Below are 17,001 nucleotides of genomic sequence, written 5' to 3' on the forward strand. Positions count from 1 at the left end.
GCCGGGCTCATCCGTGGAACAGCCGGATCAGGGAGGACAAGGTTGCGCGCGAGGTCAAACGGCTACCCGGATCAAGCTAGTGCCGCATGGTCTCCCGCCCGCCAGGCCTACCGACCGGCCCAGGCCTCCGCGTAGAACTGCGGGGAAAGCGATTCCAGCAGCTCGGTGTAGGCCTCGCGCTCCATGGCCTGCGCTGATTTGGCAGGGATCTCCGAGGTGAAAGTGGATACGCCCAGCCCGGCCTCTTGGTTCTTCAGGGTCAGGCCGGCAGCTTCGAGGATGGTCGGGTACATGTTCAGCTGGTCGGCACCGGGACGCAGCGTGGTGCCGGTGTCCCGGCCCGGAACCCAGATCCGGTTAAAAACGGTGCGGTTGTTGTGGTGGTCCAGCTGCTCGTGGAAAGCATCGCCGGCGCTCATGTGCTTGAGGTGGTCGCCCATGATCACCACGGCGGTGTCTTCCAGGTAGCCCTTTTCCTTCATGTAGTCCACGAATCCGGCCACCTGGGTCATGGAGCAGGAGAACACGGAGGTGACGGTGTTCTCCGTATCCACGTCGCAGTAGTCGTAGACGTGCACCGGTTCGTGGGTGTCCAGCGTCAGCATGGAGAGGTTGAACGGCTGGCCGGTCTGTTCCGCCTCGGCGTGCAGCCTGTCGATCTCCTCCTTGGCGTGGGCCATGAGGCGTTCATCGCTCAGGCCCCAGTCCTTGCGGAAGCTCTCCTCCGGTTCGCCGGCAGCGCGCCAGTCGGAGAGGTCCTTGACCTCGGAGTAGCCGTGGGTGTTCAGGAAGGTGTCCTTCGCGGCGAACGCGGCATTGGCGCCGCCGAGGAAGACGTTGGTGTAACCGTGCTGGTCCAGGACGTCGCCCAGGCAGGTTGCCCCGGCAAGGTAGGTGTCGCCGTCGTCGTCAAGGTTGCTGGCGTCCTTGCTCTCCTCGGCAGAGCCCACGCCCTTCAGCGGAACGCCGCACTGCGTTGACACGAGGCCGGCCATGGTCCAGCCGCCGCCCTTGTACTGCTGGAAATCCTCCACGCTCTGCCAGCCGTCGGCGGGCTCGGTGGCCTCTTTGAGGGGAACGAAGGCGTCCTTTTCGAAGAGCTGGTCATCGGCCAGGGTGGCTTCGCCCGACTCGAGGTAGATCAGCACCAGGTTGCGCTTCTGCTCATCATTGGTGACGGTCGGCTCCACGTAGTAGTCGCCGATGTTGTATTTGGAGTTCGCGGCCTTGATGTAATCGGCCATGCCCACTGTGCTGGCGAAGGCCGTGGTGCCGCCGATGACCACTGCGCCTACAAGGACGGTGGAGACGGCGCGCATGATCCACGGCGAGCGGTTGGAGCGTAACTCGTCGCCGTTGAGGCGGCGCTTGCGGCGCCTGAAGTACTGCCACAGGGCGATTCCGCCGGTGATGAGCAGGGGCAGGACGCCGACCCCCAGGATGCCGAGCCAGACAATGCCGCCGCCGCCGCCGTCGGTCTCCACCGAGACGAGGTTCAGGAGCATCTGGCCCACGGAGATTTCGCCCCAGAAGAACCGGATGCCCGCGGCGGCGATGAGTAGCGCGAGCCCAAGCCAGATCAGGACGTAGACCAGGACACGCCCCACGACGACGCCGACCCGTCGGGTCACGTCAAGAATCTGGCCAGACATGGAAATACCTCGCGTTCCAGATGCCCGCGGTTTCGCCGAACACCCTTGACATCCAACCCGCTCACGGGGCCAAAGAAGAATAGTACCGTCATGCTACCTGTTCAACCTTGGTTCATCCCGGAGAAACGAGGTGTATACCGCAGGTCAATTGGAGCTTAGGCGGTCTCGTCAGCAACGCGGATGAGGATCTTGCCGGTGGTTCCGTTCTCGACGGCGTCATGCGCGGCAGCGGTCTGCTCGAGGGGGAACCAGGTGAGGGGGAGCCCGGCGGACTCGCCGACAGGCAGCGCCCCGTCCCGCAGTGCGGCAGTGATGTCCTCCGCGGCGGCGTGCTGGGCCTCGGTCCCGACCGTGTAAATCAGCACGCCCTGCCAGCGGACGTTCTTTGCGAAGCTCGCAACGATCGGCGCCGTGAATTCCTCGCCGTTGTTGTTGGCGTAGTAGGCGATGCTGCCGTGGTTGGCGATGACGTCCACATCGAGCGCCGCGTTCTGCGCGGGGGACACCTCGACGATCTGGTCGACGCCGTCGGGGGCAAGCTCGCGGATGCGGTCGGCAAGTGCGTCGTCGGGGTAGCGGACAACGTGGTGCGCACCGGCGGACCGGGCGAGCTCCTCCTTCGCGTCGCTGCTGACCGTCGCGATGACGGTGGCGCCGGCCCAGACCGCGAACTGGATGGCCGCGTGGCCCACGGCTCCGGCGCCGCCCTGGACGAGGACCATACGCCCCGCGAGGGAGCCCGGGGTGAGCCGGGACGGGCCGTGCTCGTGGACGGTCAGGGCACGGTGCGCGGTCATTGCGGGGACGCCGAGGCTGGCGGCGACATCAAAACCAATGCCTTCCGGGAGCCGTACGGCCCGGTCGGCGGGGAGGATGGTGAATTCCTGGGCGGTACCGGTCGGACGGCCGTGGGCGGCGAGGTAGATCCATACCCGATCGCCCACCTGAACATCGTTCACACCCTCGCCGACGGCGTCGACGATCCCGGCGCCGTCCTGGTTCGGCACCACCTCGGGGAAGGCGAGGCTGCTGCCGGCGCGGGCCTTCCAATCGGTGGGGTTCACGCCGGACGCGATGATGCGGACCCGTACTTCGCCCGCCCCCGGAGCGGCGATCTCACGGTCGACGAGGGAGAGGACGGACGAGGGGCCTGTGGCCGAGTACACGATTGCTTTCATGGGCGGTACAAGAAACCCGGGCGGTGTTCTATTCCCCGATGCGGACGATCAGGGTCAGGTGCTCGCCTGCGGCAGCTGCTCAGCGACATTTCTTCCCCCGTTTCCCTGACCCCGGGTATTGACCCGGTTCTGCAAAAAGTTCCGCAAAGAGCCGGACCGTCCCCGCAGGGACGGTCCGGCTCTGTCTGACGGTTACTACTTCTTGTCGTCCTTGTTTCCGTCGACGGCGTCCTTCGCCTTGTCTTTAGCCTGGTCAACCTTCTCCGGGTTGTCCTTGGCTGCGTCCTTCGCCTTGTCTGCCATGCCGCCTAGATCTGCCATTGGGTAATGCCTTCCCTCTGTGCGGTCCGGGACCAGTACGTCCCGGCTGGGTACACCCATCCTGCACCACCTCGGCAGTTTGGAACCCGGGTGTTGGTGTCTTTTTCCGCAAGGGGTGGAGGTGTTGCGCCGCTTGGTGCCGGTCGCACGGCGCTCCGGCGGTCGGATAGGCTACCTACCGCCGCGGCTAACCTGCCGCGGAATCAGCCAGGTTTATGGGGGAAGCATGTCCGAGCAAATGCCACAGCAGATCGACTACAACTATGCCGGGGGACAGCCGGCAACAGCGCCGGCACCGGCAGCAGCTCCGGCCCGGCCGAAAACAGTGGACCTGGCGTTTTGGCTGCTGATCGCTTCAGTCGCGTTCCTGATCATCCGTATTCCGGTGGGGCTCGCGATACTGAACTCCGCCGGATATGCGGCCGCCCTTGAGGCCAATCACGAGGGGACGTATTTCATCGTCGACGTGCCCGGCACCATCGAGATGCGGACTCCCTCCATGATCTATCCGCCGCTCCTCATGGCGGCCATCACGCTGCTGTCAGCAATCTTCATCCGCAAGGGCCATAACTGGGCCCGGATCCTGCTGGCTGTTTTCGCGGCGCTGTCGCTGCTCGTCGCCGTGGTCATGATGCTCGTCGAGGTCCCGGTCATGGCAGCGGTGCTGATGTCACTTGCAGCGGCCGTACTGACGCTGGCGGCGACGGTGCTGGTGTTCCTGACCCCGTCCGGTGCCTACTTCAGGTTGATGGGGCAGTACCGCAGGGGTAAGAATCTCGGACAGGCCTAGGCCGACGCGTCCCCGCCCGGCGCGACGTAGGCTGGAAGAATGCGAAACGAAACTCTCTGGGAAGCGAAAAAGCGGCAGAATCCGGGGCATTCCGCCTGGTACATCTCGCGGTTCGAAGCAATGCGGGAGCAGGGCCAGGATCTGGACGGCGAAGCCCGGTTGATCGATGCAATGCTGCCCCGGGGAGCCCGGATTCTCGACGCCGGCTGCGGTCCCGGCCGGGTGGGCGGAGAACTCGCGCGGCGCGGCCACGCGGTTGTCGGCGTCGACGTTGATCCCGAACTGATCGACGCCGCCCGGCGGGACTTCCCGGACCTGCAGTGGTTCGTGGGTGATCTCGCGGAACTGGACCTGCCCGCCGCAGGGGTTCCCGAACCGTTCGACCTGATTGTCTGCGCCGGCAACGTGATGACCTTCCTGGCGCCGGGCACCGCCGTCGACGTCCTGACCAGGATGCGCGAGCACCTGGCAGCCGACGGACGGGTGGTAATCGGGTTCGGCGGAAACCGCGGGTATGCCTTCGAGTCCTTCTTTGACGACGCCGCCGCGGCGGGCCTCGAGGTCCAGCAGCGGTTCTCCACGTGGGACCTGCGGCCGTTCACGCCGGAGTCGGACTTCCTCGTGGCCGTGCTGGGCCGAGCCTAATATCTAGGCATATCTAGGCCGCGGCGTCCATCGTGCCGAGGATCCGCGCCCGCAGTTCCTCCGGTCCGACATGCCGGCTGATCAGGGACAGGGCGGCAGGGTCGGCGCCGCGCAGGATCCCGAGCAGGAGATGTTCCGTGCCGATATAGCCGTCCTTCCGGGCGGTTGATTCGCGCAGGCTGTTCGTCAGGATGGCCTTCGCTCCGGTGCTGAAGGGCATGTGCCCGCCCTTGAGCGAGCCGAAGAGGCCGCGTCGCCGCGGGGCGGCACCGGCCGCCGCTTCCAATGCGCCCTCGCCGAACTGGGCGTCGACAGCGCGGCGCACCTCGTCCAGATCGATACCGATGGATTCCAAGGCGGCGGCGTCGTCGTATCCGGAGTCCGGCCCCATGGCGCGAAGGTGCGCGCGCAGGCGCGCTGAAGTCAGCCCGGAGCCGGCCAGCACGGAGGCCAGCCGGGAATCAGAGGATTCCGCCGCGGCTACCGCGCCGAGCAGTACATGCACCGGAAGGATCTGTGTCGCCTCCAAGGTGCGGGCTTCTTCCTGGGCGGAAATGACGCTTTGACGGGCTTGCTGAGTAAACCGTTCAAACATGGCGCTACTTCGCTTTCCGGTTGTATTTCTGGTGCACTGCCTGCTTGCTGATGCCGAGCTGCTCGGCGATCGCCTGCCAGGACCAGCCCTGCGCCCGGGCGTTGGCAACCTGCACGGCCTCGAGCTGGTCGCGCAGCCTGCCGAGGGCGACGACGGCGCGCAGCCCGGTGGCCGGATCGGGACTGGCCGCCGCGGCGGCCAAGGGGGAATGATCTTCCATGCCGTCAACTTAGATTGACGGGGAGCCTGCGTCAAGAGTTATTGACAAACTTTTTGTCCGCCAACGAACCCCGGCATCTCCTCGCCGGGTGCCGTCACAGAAGTATCCGGCCGTAGGCAACCAAAACCGGCTTCCAGGATTGTTCCGTCCCGCAGGACTACGTACCCTGCGGCGTACATTCATTTCCGCCTGATCCAGCGGAGCACCGAAGGGAACATCATGAATGGTTCCAACACCCCGGACACGATCGTGCTGGTCCACGGGCTCTGGGTGACACCCCGCAGCTGGGAAGGATGGAAAGCCCATTATGAGGCGAAGGGCTTTACCGTCCTGACGCCCGCGTACCCGGGCTTCGAAATAGAGGTCGAGGCGCTGCGTGACAACCCGGACGTGATCGCCGCGCTTACCGTCCCGGAGACCCTGGATCACCTCGCGGGCGTCATCGGGGACCTGCCCCGTCCGCCCATCATCATGGGCCACTCCTTCGGAGGACTCCTGACCCAGATGCTTCTCGCCCGCGGTCTGGGGGCTGCCGGAGCTGCCATCAATTCGGCACCGACCGAAGGGGTGAGGGTGGCCCCGCTGTCACAGGCCCGCGCACTGTTTCCCGCACTGAAGAACCCTGCCAACTTCCATAAAGCGGTCGGATTCACCCCGGAGGAATGGCACTATGCCTTCACCAATACGCTGAGCCGGGAGGACTCCGATGCTGCCTACGAACGGTATGCCATCGCCGCTCCCGGGAAGTGGGTGTGGGCCTACGGATTGCTCGCAAATTTCCAGCCGGGGCATCAGGAAACCTGGGTGGATTTCTCCACCGACAGGGCACCGCTGCTGTTTATCGGAGGCAGTGAAGACCACATCATGCCCCCGGCGGTGAATAAATCCAACGCCAGGCACTGGGCCAAATCGCCCGCACTCACGGAGTACCACGAGTTTGACGGCAGGGCGCATTGGACCTGCGCCGAACCGGGGTGGGAAGAGGTGGCCGATTATGCCCTGGACTGGAGCCTCGGCCACGCGCAACCGGAGCCGTCAGTTCTCTAACCCGACGCCTTCCCGGCGCCACTCCTTACGCACGCTTCGGGCGCCCCGGCCCGGCCTGTGAGTCACGAAAAGAGGCCCGGTTGCCCGGGCCTCTTTTCAAGGTGCTGCTGGAGTTAGCTGACAGGGTTAGCTAACAAGGGCGTTAGCTGATTGCCGCGCGCAGTTCCTTGGCAGCCAGAGCGGGGTCGTCGGCGCTGTAGATGCCGCCGCCGACGACGGCAACGTCCGCACCCGAGGCCTGTACGTCAGCGACGGTAGCCAGCTTCACGCCGCCGGCGACGGAGAAGGCGGCGCCGGACTCCTTGCCCGCGGTCAGCAGGGTGTTGAGGTCATAGCCGTCCTGGGCCTGCTCATCGAGTCCGGCATGGAATTCAACAAACTCGGCGCCGAGGTCGGTGACTTCCTTGGCGCGGGTTGCCTTGTCATCTACGCCGATGAGGTCCACTACAACGCCCTTGCCGTGGGCCTTGCCGGCCTTGATGGCTCCGGCGATGGTGGAATCATCTGCGACGCCGAGTACCGTCACGAGGTCGGCGCCGGCTTTGAAGGCAATGTCGGCTTCGAGTTCGCCGGCATCCATGGTCTTGAGGTCGGCGAAGACAATCTTGTCCGGGTGGGCTTCCTTGATGGCAGTGACGGCGGAAAGTCCGGCGTTCTTGACCAGCGGGGTGCCGAGTTCAATGATGTCGACGTATTCGGCGACCTTCCCGGAGAGCTCGAGGGCGTCTTCGAGGGTCAGTACGTCCATGGCGAGTTGCAGTTTCATGGTGTTTCCTTTGGTAGCTGGGAATGAAGTTTCAGGGGGCACGCGCTATTCGAGGTTCGCGTGACGGGGCCAGAGGGCCTCGGCGGGGGTGCCGTCGGCCTTCCAGAGAGTGTGGAAGACGGCGTCGAGCACCAGAAGCAGTGCCTGCTCGAAGAGGCTGCCGGAATACTGGCGCGATGCGGTGCCGCGGTGGTCGGTCTTTTGTGCCGCGGGGATGAGCACCACACGGTGGGCTATCCCGGCCAGCTTCGATTCGCCGTCCGTGGTCAGCGCCGCCACGCGGGCGTGTGCAGAGACGGCTGTCTCCGCAGCAGTGACTGCACCGGCTGTGGTTCCGGACCCCGATGCGACGATCAGCAGGTCACCGGCGCCGATGGCCGGCGTCGTTGTCTCGCCCACTACATGCACCGTCAGTCCGAGGTGCATAAGGCGCATGGCGTGCATGCGCAGCGCGAGCCCGCTGCGCCCTCCGCCGGTGACGAAGACGCGCCGGGCCTGCTGGATTTCGTTCGCCAGCCCGGCGAGCTGGTCTTCCTGCAGGCCGTCCGCCGCCGCGGCGAGCTCGTCCTGGATCAGGCGCAGGCTGGCCGGAACGGAGGGATGCTTCGATGGTTCACTCACGGATCAGTCCGTGCTGATCTGGCGGCGGAAAGTGTCCCGGCGGGTGTGGAGGTCCCAGAGGACGCCGGCGAGAACATCGGGATCCTTTTCCGGATCGCCCTCGATGATGCGTCCGCCGATGATGAGCTGGGACACGTGGATGCCCTCCTCGCCGAGGACCTCGTTGAGGAGCTGGGCGTAGGCGGCCTGGCCGGCGAACGCCACCGAGGTTCCGGTGACACCGCGTCCGGGCTTCACGGCCGATCCGCCGTTGACGAAGAGGATGGTGCCCCGGTTTTCACCAAGGAACCGCATTCCGGGCAGTACCTGATGGACTGCGGCGACCGGCCCGTAGATGGAGAACTCAACAGGACCCCTGAGGTCCGCGGCCGTCGTCTCAAGGACGGGCCGCATGAAGTCCTTCTGCGGTAGGGGGCTGTACTGCAGCACCTCGACGGGGCCGAGGGTTTCGGCCGCAGCCTCGAGGGCCGCGGCGATCGATTCCGGGTTGCGGACGTCCGCGGCGAAGCCCCGGGCCGGGATGCCGGCCTTGCCGAGGTCTTCGGCGAGGGCGTCCACCTTCGCCTGGCTTCGGGAGATCAGCGCAACGGAGAATCCCTCCGCGCCGAATCGTCGAGCGACGGCGGCACCGAGGCCGCGTCCTGCACCAATGATCGCGATTGTAGTCATGGGGGAGGTAACCGGTTAGGGTGCCGAATAATTCCGGAGTTTCCTATCTCGGCGATGTCTTCCGGCACACAAAAAGGAACCGGTCCCGCTTCCGCGGGAGCCGGTTCCTTTCCGTCCGATTTAGCCGACGGGTGCCACGGTGGGAACCTTCAGCAGGTCCTCCTTGGCCGGGCGGATCATGAAGTAGCCGATCGGGGCGGCAAGGAAGAGCGCGACGCCGGCCCAGATGAACGCGGTGGAGTAGCCGCTGACCAGCGCTTCGAGCTGCGCGGCAGGCTGCCCGCCGTTGCTGCTCATGTAGGAAGTGATGCCCGCCGTGTAGACGGCCGTGAACAGAGCGGTGCCGATGGACCCGCCGATCTGCTGGGTGGCCGATACCGCGGCGCTGGCCACGCCGGCGTCGTGCTCATCGATGCCTGCCAGCGCCACGTTCTGCAGCGGGACGAAGATCATGGCGAGGCCGAAGCCCAGCAGTGCCAGTCCGGGCAGGACTTCCAGGGCGTAATTCCCCTCCACCGTGATGAACGAGAGCCAGATCAGGCCGGCGGCGCCGACCACCGGCCCCACGGTCATGGGCAGGCGCACGCCGGTGCGGGGCAGGAACTGGGACAGGACGCCCGCGCCGACGGTGATGGCGATGGTCATGGGCAGCGACGCGAGGCCGGACTTCAGGGGCGAGTAGCCCAGGACAATCTGGAAGTAGAAGATCAGGAACAGGATGCCGCCCAGCAGTGCGGCGCCGGTCAGTGTGGAGGTCAGGAACGCGCCGCCGCGGACCCGGTTGGTCAGCACGCGCAGGGGCAGCAGCGGGTTGGAGACGCGGCTTTCCACGAACACGAACAGCGCCAGGATCAGCACGCCGGCGACGAGGAAGGCAATGGTCTCAAAGCGTGCCCAGCCGTTTTCGGCCTGCGAGAAGCCGTAAACGAGGGATGCGAGGCCGGCTACCACCAGGATGGCGCCGGGCAGGTCGTAACGGGTGTTGCCGTGGGCCTTGCTCTCGCGGATCAGCGGCAGGCCGGCAGCCATGGCGACGATCGCGATGGGGACGTTGACCAGCAGGCACCAGTTCCAGCTGGCGTACTGCGTGAGGATGCCGCCGAGCAGCAGGCCGATTGCGGCGCCGCCGCCGCCGATGGCGCCGTACACGGCGAAGGCCTTGATGCGGTCCTTGCCCGAGGGGAAGGTGATGGTCAGGATAGCCAGCGACGCCGGCGCCAGCAGTGCGGCGAAGGCACCCTGCAGGCCGCGGGCCGCCAGGAGCATTTCGGTGCTTTCCGCGAAACCGCCGATGGCGGAGGCCACGGCAAAGCCGGCCATGCCCACCATGAACGTGCGCTTGCGGCCCCAGTAATCGGCAATGCGCCCGCCGAGCAGCAGCAGGGAGCCGAAGGCCAGTGCGTAGATCGTCACCACCCAGGTGCGGTCGCCGTCGGACATACCCAGTTCGTGCTGCGCGTCCGGCAGGGCAATGTTCACGATGGTCCCGTCCAGGACCACCATCAGCTGGGCCAGTGCCAGGACGGCCAGCAGCAGCCAGCGGTGCGGATGTGCGGAGTGGTCGACGGCGGCGGCCTGCGGCAGGCCGGTGGGGGTGGTGCGGTCCATAAAGGGGAAATCCTAATCAAACGAACTGGTTGGTTGGCTTAGATAGACTACAGGTATGAGAACCGACGGCGAAGCCACGCGGGCCAGGATCCTGGCCGCAGCACGAGAAGAGTTTGCCCGATACGGACTGGCGGGTGCCCGCGTTGACCGGATTGCCGAAGAGGCACGGGCCAGCAAGGAACGCCTTTACGCGTACTTCGGCGGCAAGAGTGCGCTGTTCGCCGCAGTGCTGGCCATGAACCTGCAGGAGACCACGGACCAGGTTCCCCGGGATGCGCTGGATCTTCCCGGGTTTGTGGGCGCACTGTTTGACCATGCGGCGGAGCATCCCGAGCATCTGCGCATGCTGGACTGGGCCCGGCTCGAGGGTGCGCCGGAAGTGCTGGCCCCCTCCAGCCGCCCGGGGCCGGCGTCCGAGGACATTGCCGCCGCCCAGGCGAAAGGGATCATCGATGCTGCCTGGGACCCGGATGACCTGATGACCCTGCTCTTTTCGCTGGCCACCGCCTGGGCGCAGTCCCCGGAACTGCTCTACACCGGCAGGACCGAGGATTCAGACGCCGCCCGCGAACGACGCCGGCAGGCCGCTATTGCTGCGGCCTGCCGGCTTCTCGCACCCGAGAAGGGCGAAGCACTGCCTACCTAGAGATCGGTGCTCACCTTCCAGGATGAGTGGATGGCGCCGTGGATGTAGTTGACCTCGCCGGCGTCGCCGACGACGTCGCAGGTGATGTCCGCGGCGCGCAGCTCGTCCGCCAGCGGTGAGGCCGACGTCGTGCCGTCCGCGTAGACCACCATGTCCGCGGGGGCGGAGAAGCTTTCCCCGCCCACGGTCCATTCGACGCTCTTCTCGGTGATGCGCGTGATCGAGGCGTTGCGGTGGATCTTCACGCCGTGCTTTTCGGATTCCTTGACGGCGGTCCAACGGCGCGGCATGGCCAGCGGCAGGCCGAGCTGCTGCTTCTCATGCAGCAGCGTGACCCGGCGGCCGCGCTCGGCGAGGAACTCGGAGAGCTCCAGGCCCACGAGCGAGCCGCCGATCACCACTACGTCCTTGCCCATCGGCAGCCAGACCTTGGTGAACTGGCGGACAAACTCCGGGCTCTTGGTCACGCCGGAGAGGCGGCCGAGCTTGCCCAGGGTGCTGAGCACCGCGCCGGCTTCCTCAGCGGTGGCGGTGCCGAGCATCATGGCCCGCAGCGTGTCGCCGGTCTGCACAATCGGCAGGTCGCCGCCCGGGAAGTCCGGCTTGGGCCGGACCGCGCCGGTGGCCACGATGACGTGGTCCGGGTGCAGGGCGCGGATGGATTCCACCGTGGCCTTGGTGTTCAGCTTCACCGCGATGTTCAGGCGCTTGATTTCGGCCTTGAACCACTTCAGCAGCCGTTCGTTGTCCGGAGTCGTCATGGTGGAGAACCACATGGTGCCGCCGAGGCGGTCCGACTTGTCCACCACGGTGACCCGGTGGCCGCGTTCGGTGAGCACGCGGGCGCTCTCCAGGCCGGCGGGTCCGGCTCCGACAACCACTACGTGCTTGGTGGCTGAGGCCGGCTTCAGCGGCAGCAGCGCCTCGTTGCCCAGTGCAGGGTTGACGGCGCAGAAGGGGGTGTCGTCGAAGAAGTTCTCGGCAACGCAGAGGTAGCAGTTGATGCAGGGGCGGACCTGGTCGAACTTGCCATCGCGGAGCTTGTTCGGCAGTTCCGGATCGGCCAGCAGCTGGCGTCCCATGGCGGCGAAGTCGATCTGTCCGGCGGCCAGCGCCTTCTCGGACACCTCCGGCAGCATCCGGCCGACGGCGATCACCGGGACGGACACGTGCTTCTTGATCTCTGCGGCGTTCTGCAGGTAGGCGCCCACTTTGTTGGGCAGCGGGCCGTCGGTGAAGTTGTCGAACGGGTTGCGGCCCCAGCCGGTGACGTGGATGGCGTCTGCGCCAGCCTGCTCGAACAGCTTGGACGCTTCGATGGCTTCGTCGAGGGTGAGGCCGCCTTCCTGCCCGTATTCCTCGCCGGCCACGCGGACCAGGACGGCCAGGCGGTCACCCACCCGCTCCCGCACGGCGCTGATGACTTCGCAGGCGAGCCGGGCCCGGTTTTCCAGGGAGCCGCCGTATTCATCCGTACGCAGGTTGTCCCGCTGGTTGAGGAAGACGCCGAGGATGTAGCCGTGCGCCACGTGGATCTCGATGGCGTCGGCGTCGGCTTTGGCAACGCGTTCGGCCGCATCGGCCCAGGTGGAGACCAGCCAGGAAATATCCTCGGCCGTCATCTCGTGGTAGGCGGTCTGCTTGCCGGCGGTGGCGGCGCCCATCTTGCCGAGCTCTTCCGGGGTGCTGTCCGCCAGGGCGGACATGTTGTAGGCGTAGTCCGGCTGGTTGGGTGCAAGTACGGGCCGGTCATTGGCGACATCCACCCGGGCTACCTTGCCGTGATGCGTGGACTGGATGCAGAGCTTGCTGCCGGCGGCGTGGACCGCGTCGGCCAGCGCCTTGAGGCCGGGAATGTACTTGTCATCCGACAGCCCCGGTTCCTTCATGGACGCCGCTCCGTGCGGGAACGCGATGGCGCAGGCGCCGGTGATGATCAGGCCGGCGCCTCCGGCGGCACGGGCCACGTAGTGGTCGATTTCGGGCTGTTCAATCTCGCCGTGCTCGGAGACATTCATGTCCATTGCAGGCAGGACGATACGGTTGTGGGTTTCCATGGGGCCCATGCGTCCCGGGGCCATCAGGAGTGGGAAAGTGTTGTTATTCACTGCCATATTTTATCCCGCCCCGGGAGACAGGCTGACCCGGCCCCGCCTGGTCAGCGCCGGGTCAGCGTTCGGTCAGCGGCGGCTGGCCCGCGGCGCTCCAATGCCCCGATCAATGTGGAACGGTCCGGACGCCGACGGGCGGACATCGAAGTCGAAAATGGACGTCGGGATGTACACGGTGGAACACGAATTGGGGATGTCCACCACTCCGGACAGCCGGCCTTCGATCGGCGCGGCGCCAAGCAGCAGGTAAGCCTGTTCGGGGCTGTACCCGAACTTCGTCAGGTAGTCGATCGCGTGCAGGCAGGCCCGCTGGTAGGACAGGTGCGAGTCAAGGTAGCGCTGCTCGCCGTCGAGCGTCACCGAGGTGCCCGAGAACGCGATCCACTCGCTGAACTGCGGATCCACGGTGCCCGGCATAAAGACCGCGTTCTCGGAGACACCGTAGGTCTCCATGCCGCCCTTAATAAGGTCCACCTTCAGATCGATGAACCCGCCCATTTCAATGGCGCCGCAGAAAGTGATTTCGCCGTCGCCCTGGGAGAAGTGCAGGTCACCCACCGAAAGGTTCGCGCCGTCCACAAACACCGGATAGAAAATCCGGCTCCCCTTGGACAGGTTCTTGATGTCCTGGTTGCCACCGTTCTCCCGCGGCGGCGCGGTACGGGCGGCTTCCGCGCCCACCCGCTCCCACTGGTCCCGGGGCAGGCCCCCGAGGATGGCGTGCTCGGCCTCCGGCGGCAGCGCCAGCGGCGGTACCCGCTGCGGGTCGGTGGCGATCAGGTCACCTTCCCGCCGGTTCCACGTGGCGAGCAGGTCCGGCGACGGCGCGGTCCCCATCAGTCCGGGATGGATCAGGCCCGTAAAGGAGACGCCGGGAACGTGCCGGGAGGTGGCGGTCTGGCCGGTGAAATCCCAGACGGCCTTGTAGGCGTCGGGGAACTGTTCGGTGAGGAAGCCGCCCCCGTTCTCCCGGGCGAAAATCCCGGTGTAACCCCAGCCCTGTCCCGCCAGCGGGCCGGAGTCCTCCTGCGGTATGGGGCCGACGTCGAGGATGTCCACCACGAGCAGGTCGCCGGGACGTGCGCCTTCCACGGCAAACGGGCCGCTGAGTTTATGCACGGTCAGCAGCGGGGCGTTCAGGATGTCCTCGGCGGAATCGTCGTTGACTATGGCACCGTCAAACCACTCGCGGCAGTCCACCCGGAAGGCCTCACCGGGCTTGAGCACCGCAACCGGAGGTATTTCCGGATGCCACCGGTTGTGTCCCAGCTTTTCCTGGTCTTCGAACTTCCTGGCGGAATCAAGTGGAAAGACGGCCTTGGGCATGACTTCTCCTTGGGGGTGGGAACAGCCGGGGACTAGTCGGGGCGGGGCAGCTTTCGGTGGAGCGGATTGGTGCTGATGTTGCCGGCCGGACGGGTGCCCGGCTGCGGGCCGGGGGAGTGGACCACGGCGGGCTCCGAGGCCGAGCGCTGCGTGGACTCGATCAACCGGTACGCGCTGGAGGAAGCGCGCGAGAGGTTGGGTGCGGTGAAGCGTCGCCGGGCGGGCGCCCCGCAGGCGGGGCAGGGAAGGGAAGCGGGTGCGGAGCCCATGGCGAACTGGACCTCGAAGTCGAGGCAGTCCGCACAGCGGTAGGCGTAGAGCGGCATATCGAAAGCCTTTCGATCACCGCGGGAGCGTTATGGACTGGAAATAGCGGTGCCGCTCCGGCTTGCCCGACAGCCTAGGGACGGGGCCGGAGCGAGTCAACGGTAGGTGCGCGATAATGATATTCGGGCGGCTGCAATTGTTTCTGGCAACTATAAGAATAAAATTATAAAGGGATGTCAGTATCTGGACTTTCGCTATTTCCTCCGATTGCATCGGTGGATAAAGTGCCATACTTTCGCGGCGCGCAGGGCTACCGTGAAACCTGGTTCGAGCGTTTTCGTTCGATTGGTCCTGCCGCGGTATTGCTGCTATGTGGGCGCTTCTGCGATTGATCGAGAGGGCACCGTTGCAATCCACGATTTACTGGAATTGGCGCTTTATGCACTAAAGTTTAGCGTTATGAATTCCGAGTCTTCACCTCCAGAGCACGTCTCAGGCAGTACCGACGGTTCAAGCGTGTCCGGGTCTCCGGTGCGCAGGGCTGCCGACCGCCCTGTCGAGCGTGTCAAAAAAGCGCTGCGTACTGCTGCTTCCGCCCCAGCGCTTAGCCTCCACCCCGGGCTGGTCCCGGGCATCAGCGTTGAGGACACCGGGGTCAGCTATCCGACCCGGCGCAGTGTGTTCATTTTTGCCATGGCCATCTCTCTCGCCGTTTTGGCGTGGGCGATTTTTGCGCCCAGCAACCTCAGTTCCGTGGGCACCGGCATGCAGGGCTGGGTGGTTGTGCATTTCGGCTGGCTGTTTAACGCCACCATGGTTGCAGCCGCGATCTTCATGCTGGTGGTCGGCTTCGGGCCGACCGGCAAGATCCGGCTAGGGGCCGACGACAGCACGCCGGAGTACTCCACGACGTCCTGGATCTCCATGCTGTTCGCAGCTGGTCTGGGCATCGCGCTGATCTTCTACGGTCCGATGGAACCGCTCAGCCATTTCCTCTCCCCGCCGCCCTCGACTGACGCCGAGGCCGGCACCTCCGCCGCCATCCTGCCGGCCATGTCGACCACCTTCCTGCACCAGGCCAGTCTCGCCTGGATCATCTACGCCCTGGTGGGCGGCGCCCTGGCCTACGCCTCGTTCCGGCGCGGCCGGCTGCCGCTGATTTCGTCGCTGTTCGAACCGGTCTTCCCTGACGGCAACAACCGGGTGCTGGGAAAGATCATCGACGTGTCCGCGGTGCTGGTGACACTGTTCGGCACCGCGACCTCGCTGGGCATCGGAGCGCTCCAGATCCGCACCGGAGTCTCGATCATCACGGGCCGGGAGCTGGGCAACGGCTTCGTCGTCGTCGCCATCAGCCTCCTGACGGTTGTCTTCACCATCTCCGCGGTCGCCGGCATCAAGAAGGGCATCCGGCTGCTCTCCAACCTCAACATGACCCTGGTCATTCTGCTGACGCTCTTTGTCCTGCTGACCGGGCCGACGTTCTTCCTGCTCGATCTGCTGCCGGCCTCGCTCATCGCGTTTGTCGGCAACATGCCGGACATGCTGACCGTCTTCGCCGGCCAGGGCGCGGAGCAGGAAGCCTTCCTGACCGGCTGGACCACCCTGTACTGGGCCTGGTGGATCTCCTGGTCGCCGTTCGTGGGAATGTTCATCGCCAAAATCTCCAAGGGCCGCACCCTGCGCCAGTTCGTCACCGTCGTCGTCTTCGTTCCCCTGACCATCTCCGTCTGCTGGTACACGGTCTTCGGCGGAACCGCCATCTGGATGAACCAGAACGGGCTGGACCTGACCATGAAGGGCTCCGGAGAGAACGTCATGTTCGATCTGCTGGCCAACCTGCCGTTCAGCTCCGTGACACCTATCGTGTGCATGCTCGCGATTCTGGTCTTCTTCGTCACCGCCGCGGACTCGGCCGCCAACGTCATGGGCTCGATGTCCCAGTCGGGCCGGCCCGTGCCCTCGAAATCGGTGACCATCATCTGGTCGGCGGCACTCGGGCTGATCGCCATGTTCCTGCTGCTGGCCGGGGGCCAGAACGCCCTTTCGGGACTCCAGGCCATCATGGTGACCTGCGCCCTGCCGTTCACCATCATCCTCGTCGGCGTGATGGTGTCCTGGGCCAAGGACCTGCGCAACGACCCACTGATGATCCGGCGCCGGTATGCGCTGGAGGCCATCAGCGGCGGCGTGCGCCGCGGCATCGACGAGCACGGAGACGACTTCGTCTTCGGCACCGCGCACGTGCCGGAGGCTGAAGGCGCCGGTGCCGACTTTGAGAGCGACGACCCCGCCCTCACCGAGTGGTACACGGACAGCGTGCAGGACCCGGACGTCTTGGAAGGCCCGGAGGAGGAGCATTCGGGCAAGGTGAAAGCCGGCTCCGTCGACTAGCGCTCTTGCCGAACTGAAAGCGGAAGCGGGAACCACAGGGTTCCCGCTTCCGCAGCCGTCTACCCTGCAGGTTTCCTGCCTACCTGGACCAGAGCGATGAAGAGTGGTCGCGAACGGCGTTGATCCGTGACCCGCAGGGCGCGGA

The 17,001-nt window shown here is 65.7% G+C and carries 17 protein-coding genes; 5 read left to right on the plus strand and 12 right to left on the minus strand.

The genetic code is table 11. The features are described 5' to 3' along the window. Window positions 1-107: 107 nt before the first annotated feature. The 3 genes from LOC60_RS12700 to LOC60_RS16220 all read right to left on the minus strand — a co-directional run bounded on the left by LOC60_RS12700 (window position 108) and on the right by LOC60_RS16220 (window position 3,151). Window positions 108-1,652: a sulfatase-like hydrolase/transferase gene (locus LOC60_RS12700; protein ID WP_230025723.1), complete on the minus strand. Its 1,545-nt coding sequence runs from the start codon at window positions 1,650-1,652 to the stop codon at window positions 108-110. A gap of 155 nt (window positions 1,653-1,807) precedes the next feature. Continuing rightward, entirely contained in the window at window positions 1,808-2,830 is a 1,023-nt protein-coding gene (locus LOC60_RS12705) for an NADPH:quinone reductase (RefSeq protein WP_230025725.1), read from the minus strand. A 195-nt stretch (window positions 2,831-3,025) separates the two neighbouring features. Then, window positions 3,026-3,151, minus strand: a complete 126-nt coding sequence (locus LOC60_RS16220) for a hypothetical protein (RefSeq protein WP_255767342.1) — start codon at window positions 3,149-3,151, stop codon at window positions 3,026-3,028. 226 nt (window positions 3,152-3,377) lie between these two features. Here LOC60_RS16220 and LOC60_RS12710 point away from each other — a divergent pair, with 226 nt between their 5' ends. Both LOC60_RS12710 and LOC60_RS12715 read left to right on the plus strand, forming a co-directional pair. Further along, the gene (locus tag LOC60_RS12710; RefSeq protein WP_230025727.1) at window positions 3,378-3,941 is read left to right on the plus strand and encodes a hypothetical protein; all 564 of its coding nucleotides are present in this window, start codon (window positions 3,378-3,380) and stop codon (window positions 3,939-3,941) included. Between the two features lie 39 nt (window positions 3,942-3,980). After that, window positions 3,981-4,586 (plus strand): class I SAM-dependent methyltransferase, encoded by a 606-nt coding sequence (locus tag LOC60_RS12715; RefSeq protein ID WP_230025729.1) that lies wholly within the window; start codon window positions 3,981-3,983, stop codon window positions 4,584-4,586. A 13-nt stretch (window positions 4,587-4,599) separates the two neighbouring features. Here the strand turns inward: LOC60_RS12715 and LOC60_RS12720 are convergent, their stop codons facing one another. Both LOC60_RS12720 and LOC60_RS12725 read right to left on the minus strand, forming a co-directional pair. Next, the gene (locus LOC60_RS12720; RefSeq protein WP_230025731.1) at window positions 4,600-5,181 is read right to left on the minus strand and encodes a Clp protease N-terminal domain-containing protein; all 582 of its coding nucleotides are present in this window, start codon (window positions 5,179-5,181) and stop codon (window positions 4,600-4,602) included. Between the two features lie 4 nt (window positions 5,182-5,185). Next, on the minus strand, window positions 5,186-5,401 hold the full coding sequence (locus tag LOC60_RS12725; RefSeq protein ID WP_230025733.1) for a helix-turn-helix domain-containing protein: 216 nt from the start codon (window positions 5,399-5,401) through the stop codon (window positions 5,186-5,188). A gap of 219 nt (window positions 5,402-5,620) precedes the next feature. Here LOC60_RS12725 and LOC60_RS12730 point away from each other — a divergent pair, with 219 nt between their 5' ends. After that, on the plus strand, window positions 5,621-6,448 hold the full coding sequence (locus tag LOC60_RS12730) for an alpha/beta hydrolase (protein WP_230025735.1): 828 nt from the start codon (window positions 5,621-5,623) through the stop codon (window positions 6,446-6,448). Between the two features lie 142 nt (window positions 6,449-6,590). On the opposite strand, the gene hxlA is transcribed toward LOC60_RS12730, so the two are convergent. The 4 genes from hxlA to LOC60_RS12750 all read right to left on the minus strand — a co-directional run bounded on the left by hxlA (window position 6,591) and on the right by LOC60_RS12750 (window position 10,112). Continuing rightward, window positions 6,591-7,214 carry a 3-hexulose-6-phosphate synthase gene (hxlA, locus tag LOC60_RS12735; protein WP_230025737.1) on the minus strand — a complete coding sequence of 208 codons (624 nt, stop codon included), beginning with the start codon at window positions 7,212-7,214 and terminating at the stop codon, window positions 6,591-6,593. A 45-nt stretch (window positions 7,215-7,259) separates the two neighbouring features. Next, entirely contained in the window at window positions 7,260-7,835 is a 576-nt protein-coding gene (hxlB, locus tag LOC60_RS12740; RefSeq protein ID WP_442860417.1) for a 6-phospho-3-hexuloisomerase, read from the minus strand. Between the two features lie 3 nt (window positions 7,836-7,838). Beyond that, window positions 7,839-8,504 carry an SDR family NAD(P)-dependent oxidoreductase gene (locus tag LOC60_RS12745; protein ID WP_230025739.1) on the minus strand — a complete coding sequence of 222 codons (666 nt, stop codon included), beginning with the start codon at window positions 8,502-8,504 and terminating at the stop codon, window positions 7,839-7,841. A gap of 120 nt (window positions 8,505-8,624) precedes the next feature. Further along, window positions 8,625-10,112 (minus strand): MFS transporter, encoded by a 1,488-nt coding sequence (locus LOC60_RS12750; protein ID WP_230025741.1) that lies wholly within the window; start codon window positions 10,110-10,112, stop codon window positions 8,625-8,627. Window positions 10,113-10,167: 55 nt separating this feature from the next. Between LOC60_RS12750 and LOC60_RS12755 the strand changes: the two genes are divergently transcribed. After that, on the plus strand, window positions 10,168-10,758 hold the full coding sequence (locus tag LOC60_RS12755) for a TetR/AcrR family transcriptional regulator (protein ID WP_230025743.1): 591 nt from the start codon (window positions 10,168-10,170) through the stop codon (window positions 10,756-10,758). Here the strand turns inward: LOC60_RS12755 and LOC60_RS12760 are convergent. The 3 genes from LOC60_RS12760 to LOC60_RS12770 all read right to left on the minus strand — a co-directional run bounded on the left by LOC60_RS12760 (window position 10,755) and on the right by LOC60_RS12770 (window position 14,521). Continuing rightward, on the minus strand, window positions 10,755-12,866 hold the full coding sequence (locus LOC60_RS12760) for an FAD-dependent oxidoreductase (RefSeq protein WP_230025745.1): 2,112 nt from the start codon (window positions 12,864-12,866) through the stop codon (window positions 10,755-10,757). The genes LOC60_RS12755 and LOC60_RS12760 overlap by 4 nt on opposite strands. Window positions 12,867-12,938: 72 nt before the next feature. Continuing rightward, window positions 12,939-14,195 carry a formamidase gene (gene fmdA / locus LOC60_RS12765; protein ID WP_230025747.1) on the minus strand — a complete coding sequence of 419 codons (1,257 nt, stop codon included), beginning with the start codon at window positions 14,193-14,195 and terminating at the stop codon, window positions 12,939-12,941. Window positions 14,196-14,227: 32 nt separating this feature from the next. Further along, window positions 14,228-14,521, minus strand: a complete 294-nt coding sequence (locus LOC60_RS12770) for an FmdB family zinc ribbon protein (protein WP_230025748.1) — start codon at window positions 14,519-14,521, stop codon at window positions 14,228-14,230. Window positions 14,522-14,921: 400 nt separating this feature from the next. On the opposite strand from LOC60_RS12770, the gene LOC60_RS12775 reads away from it, so the two are divergent. Beyond that, on the plus strand, window positions 14,922-16,856 hold the full coding sequence (locus LOC60_RS12775) for a BCCT family transporter (RefSeq protein ID WP_442860418.1): 1,935 nt from the start codon (window positions 14,922-14,924) through the stop codon (window positions 16,854-16,856). The last annotated feature ends 145 nt before the right edge of the window (window positions 16,857-17,001 follow it).

Source organism: Arthrobacter sp. zg-Y769 (genome assembly GCF_020907405.1).
GTDB lineage: Bacteria > Actinomycetota > Actinomycetes > Actinomycetales > Micrococcaceae > Arthrobacter_B.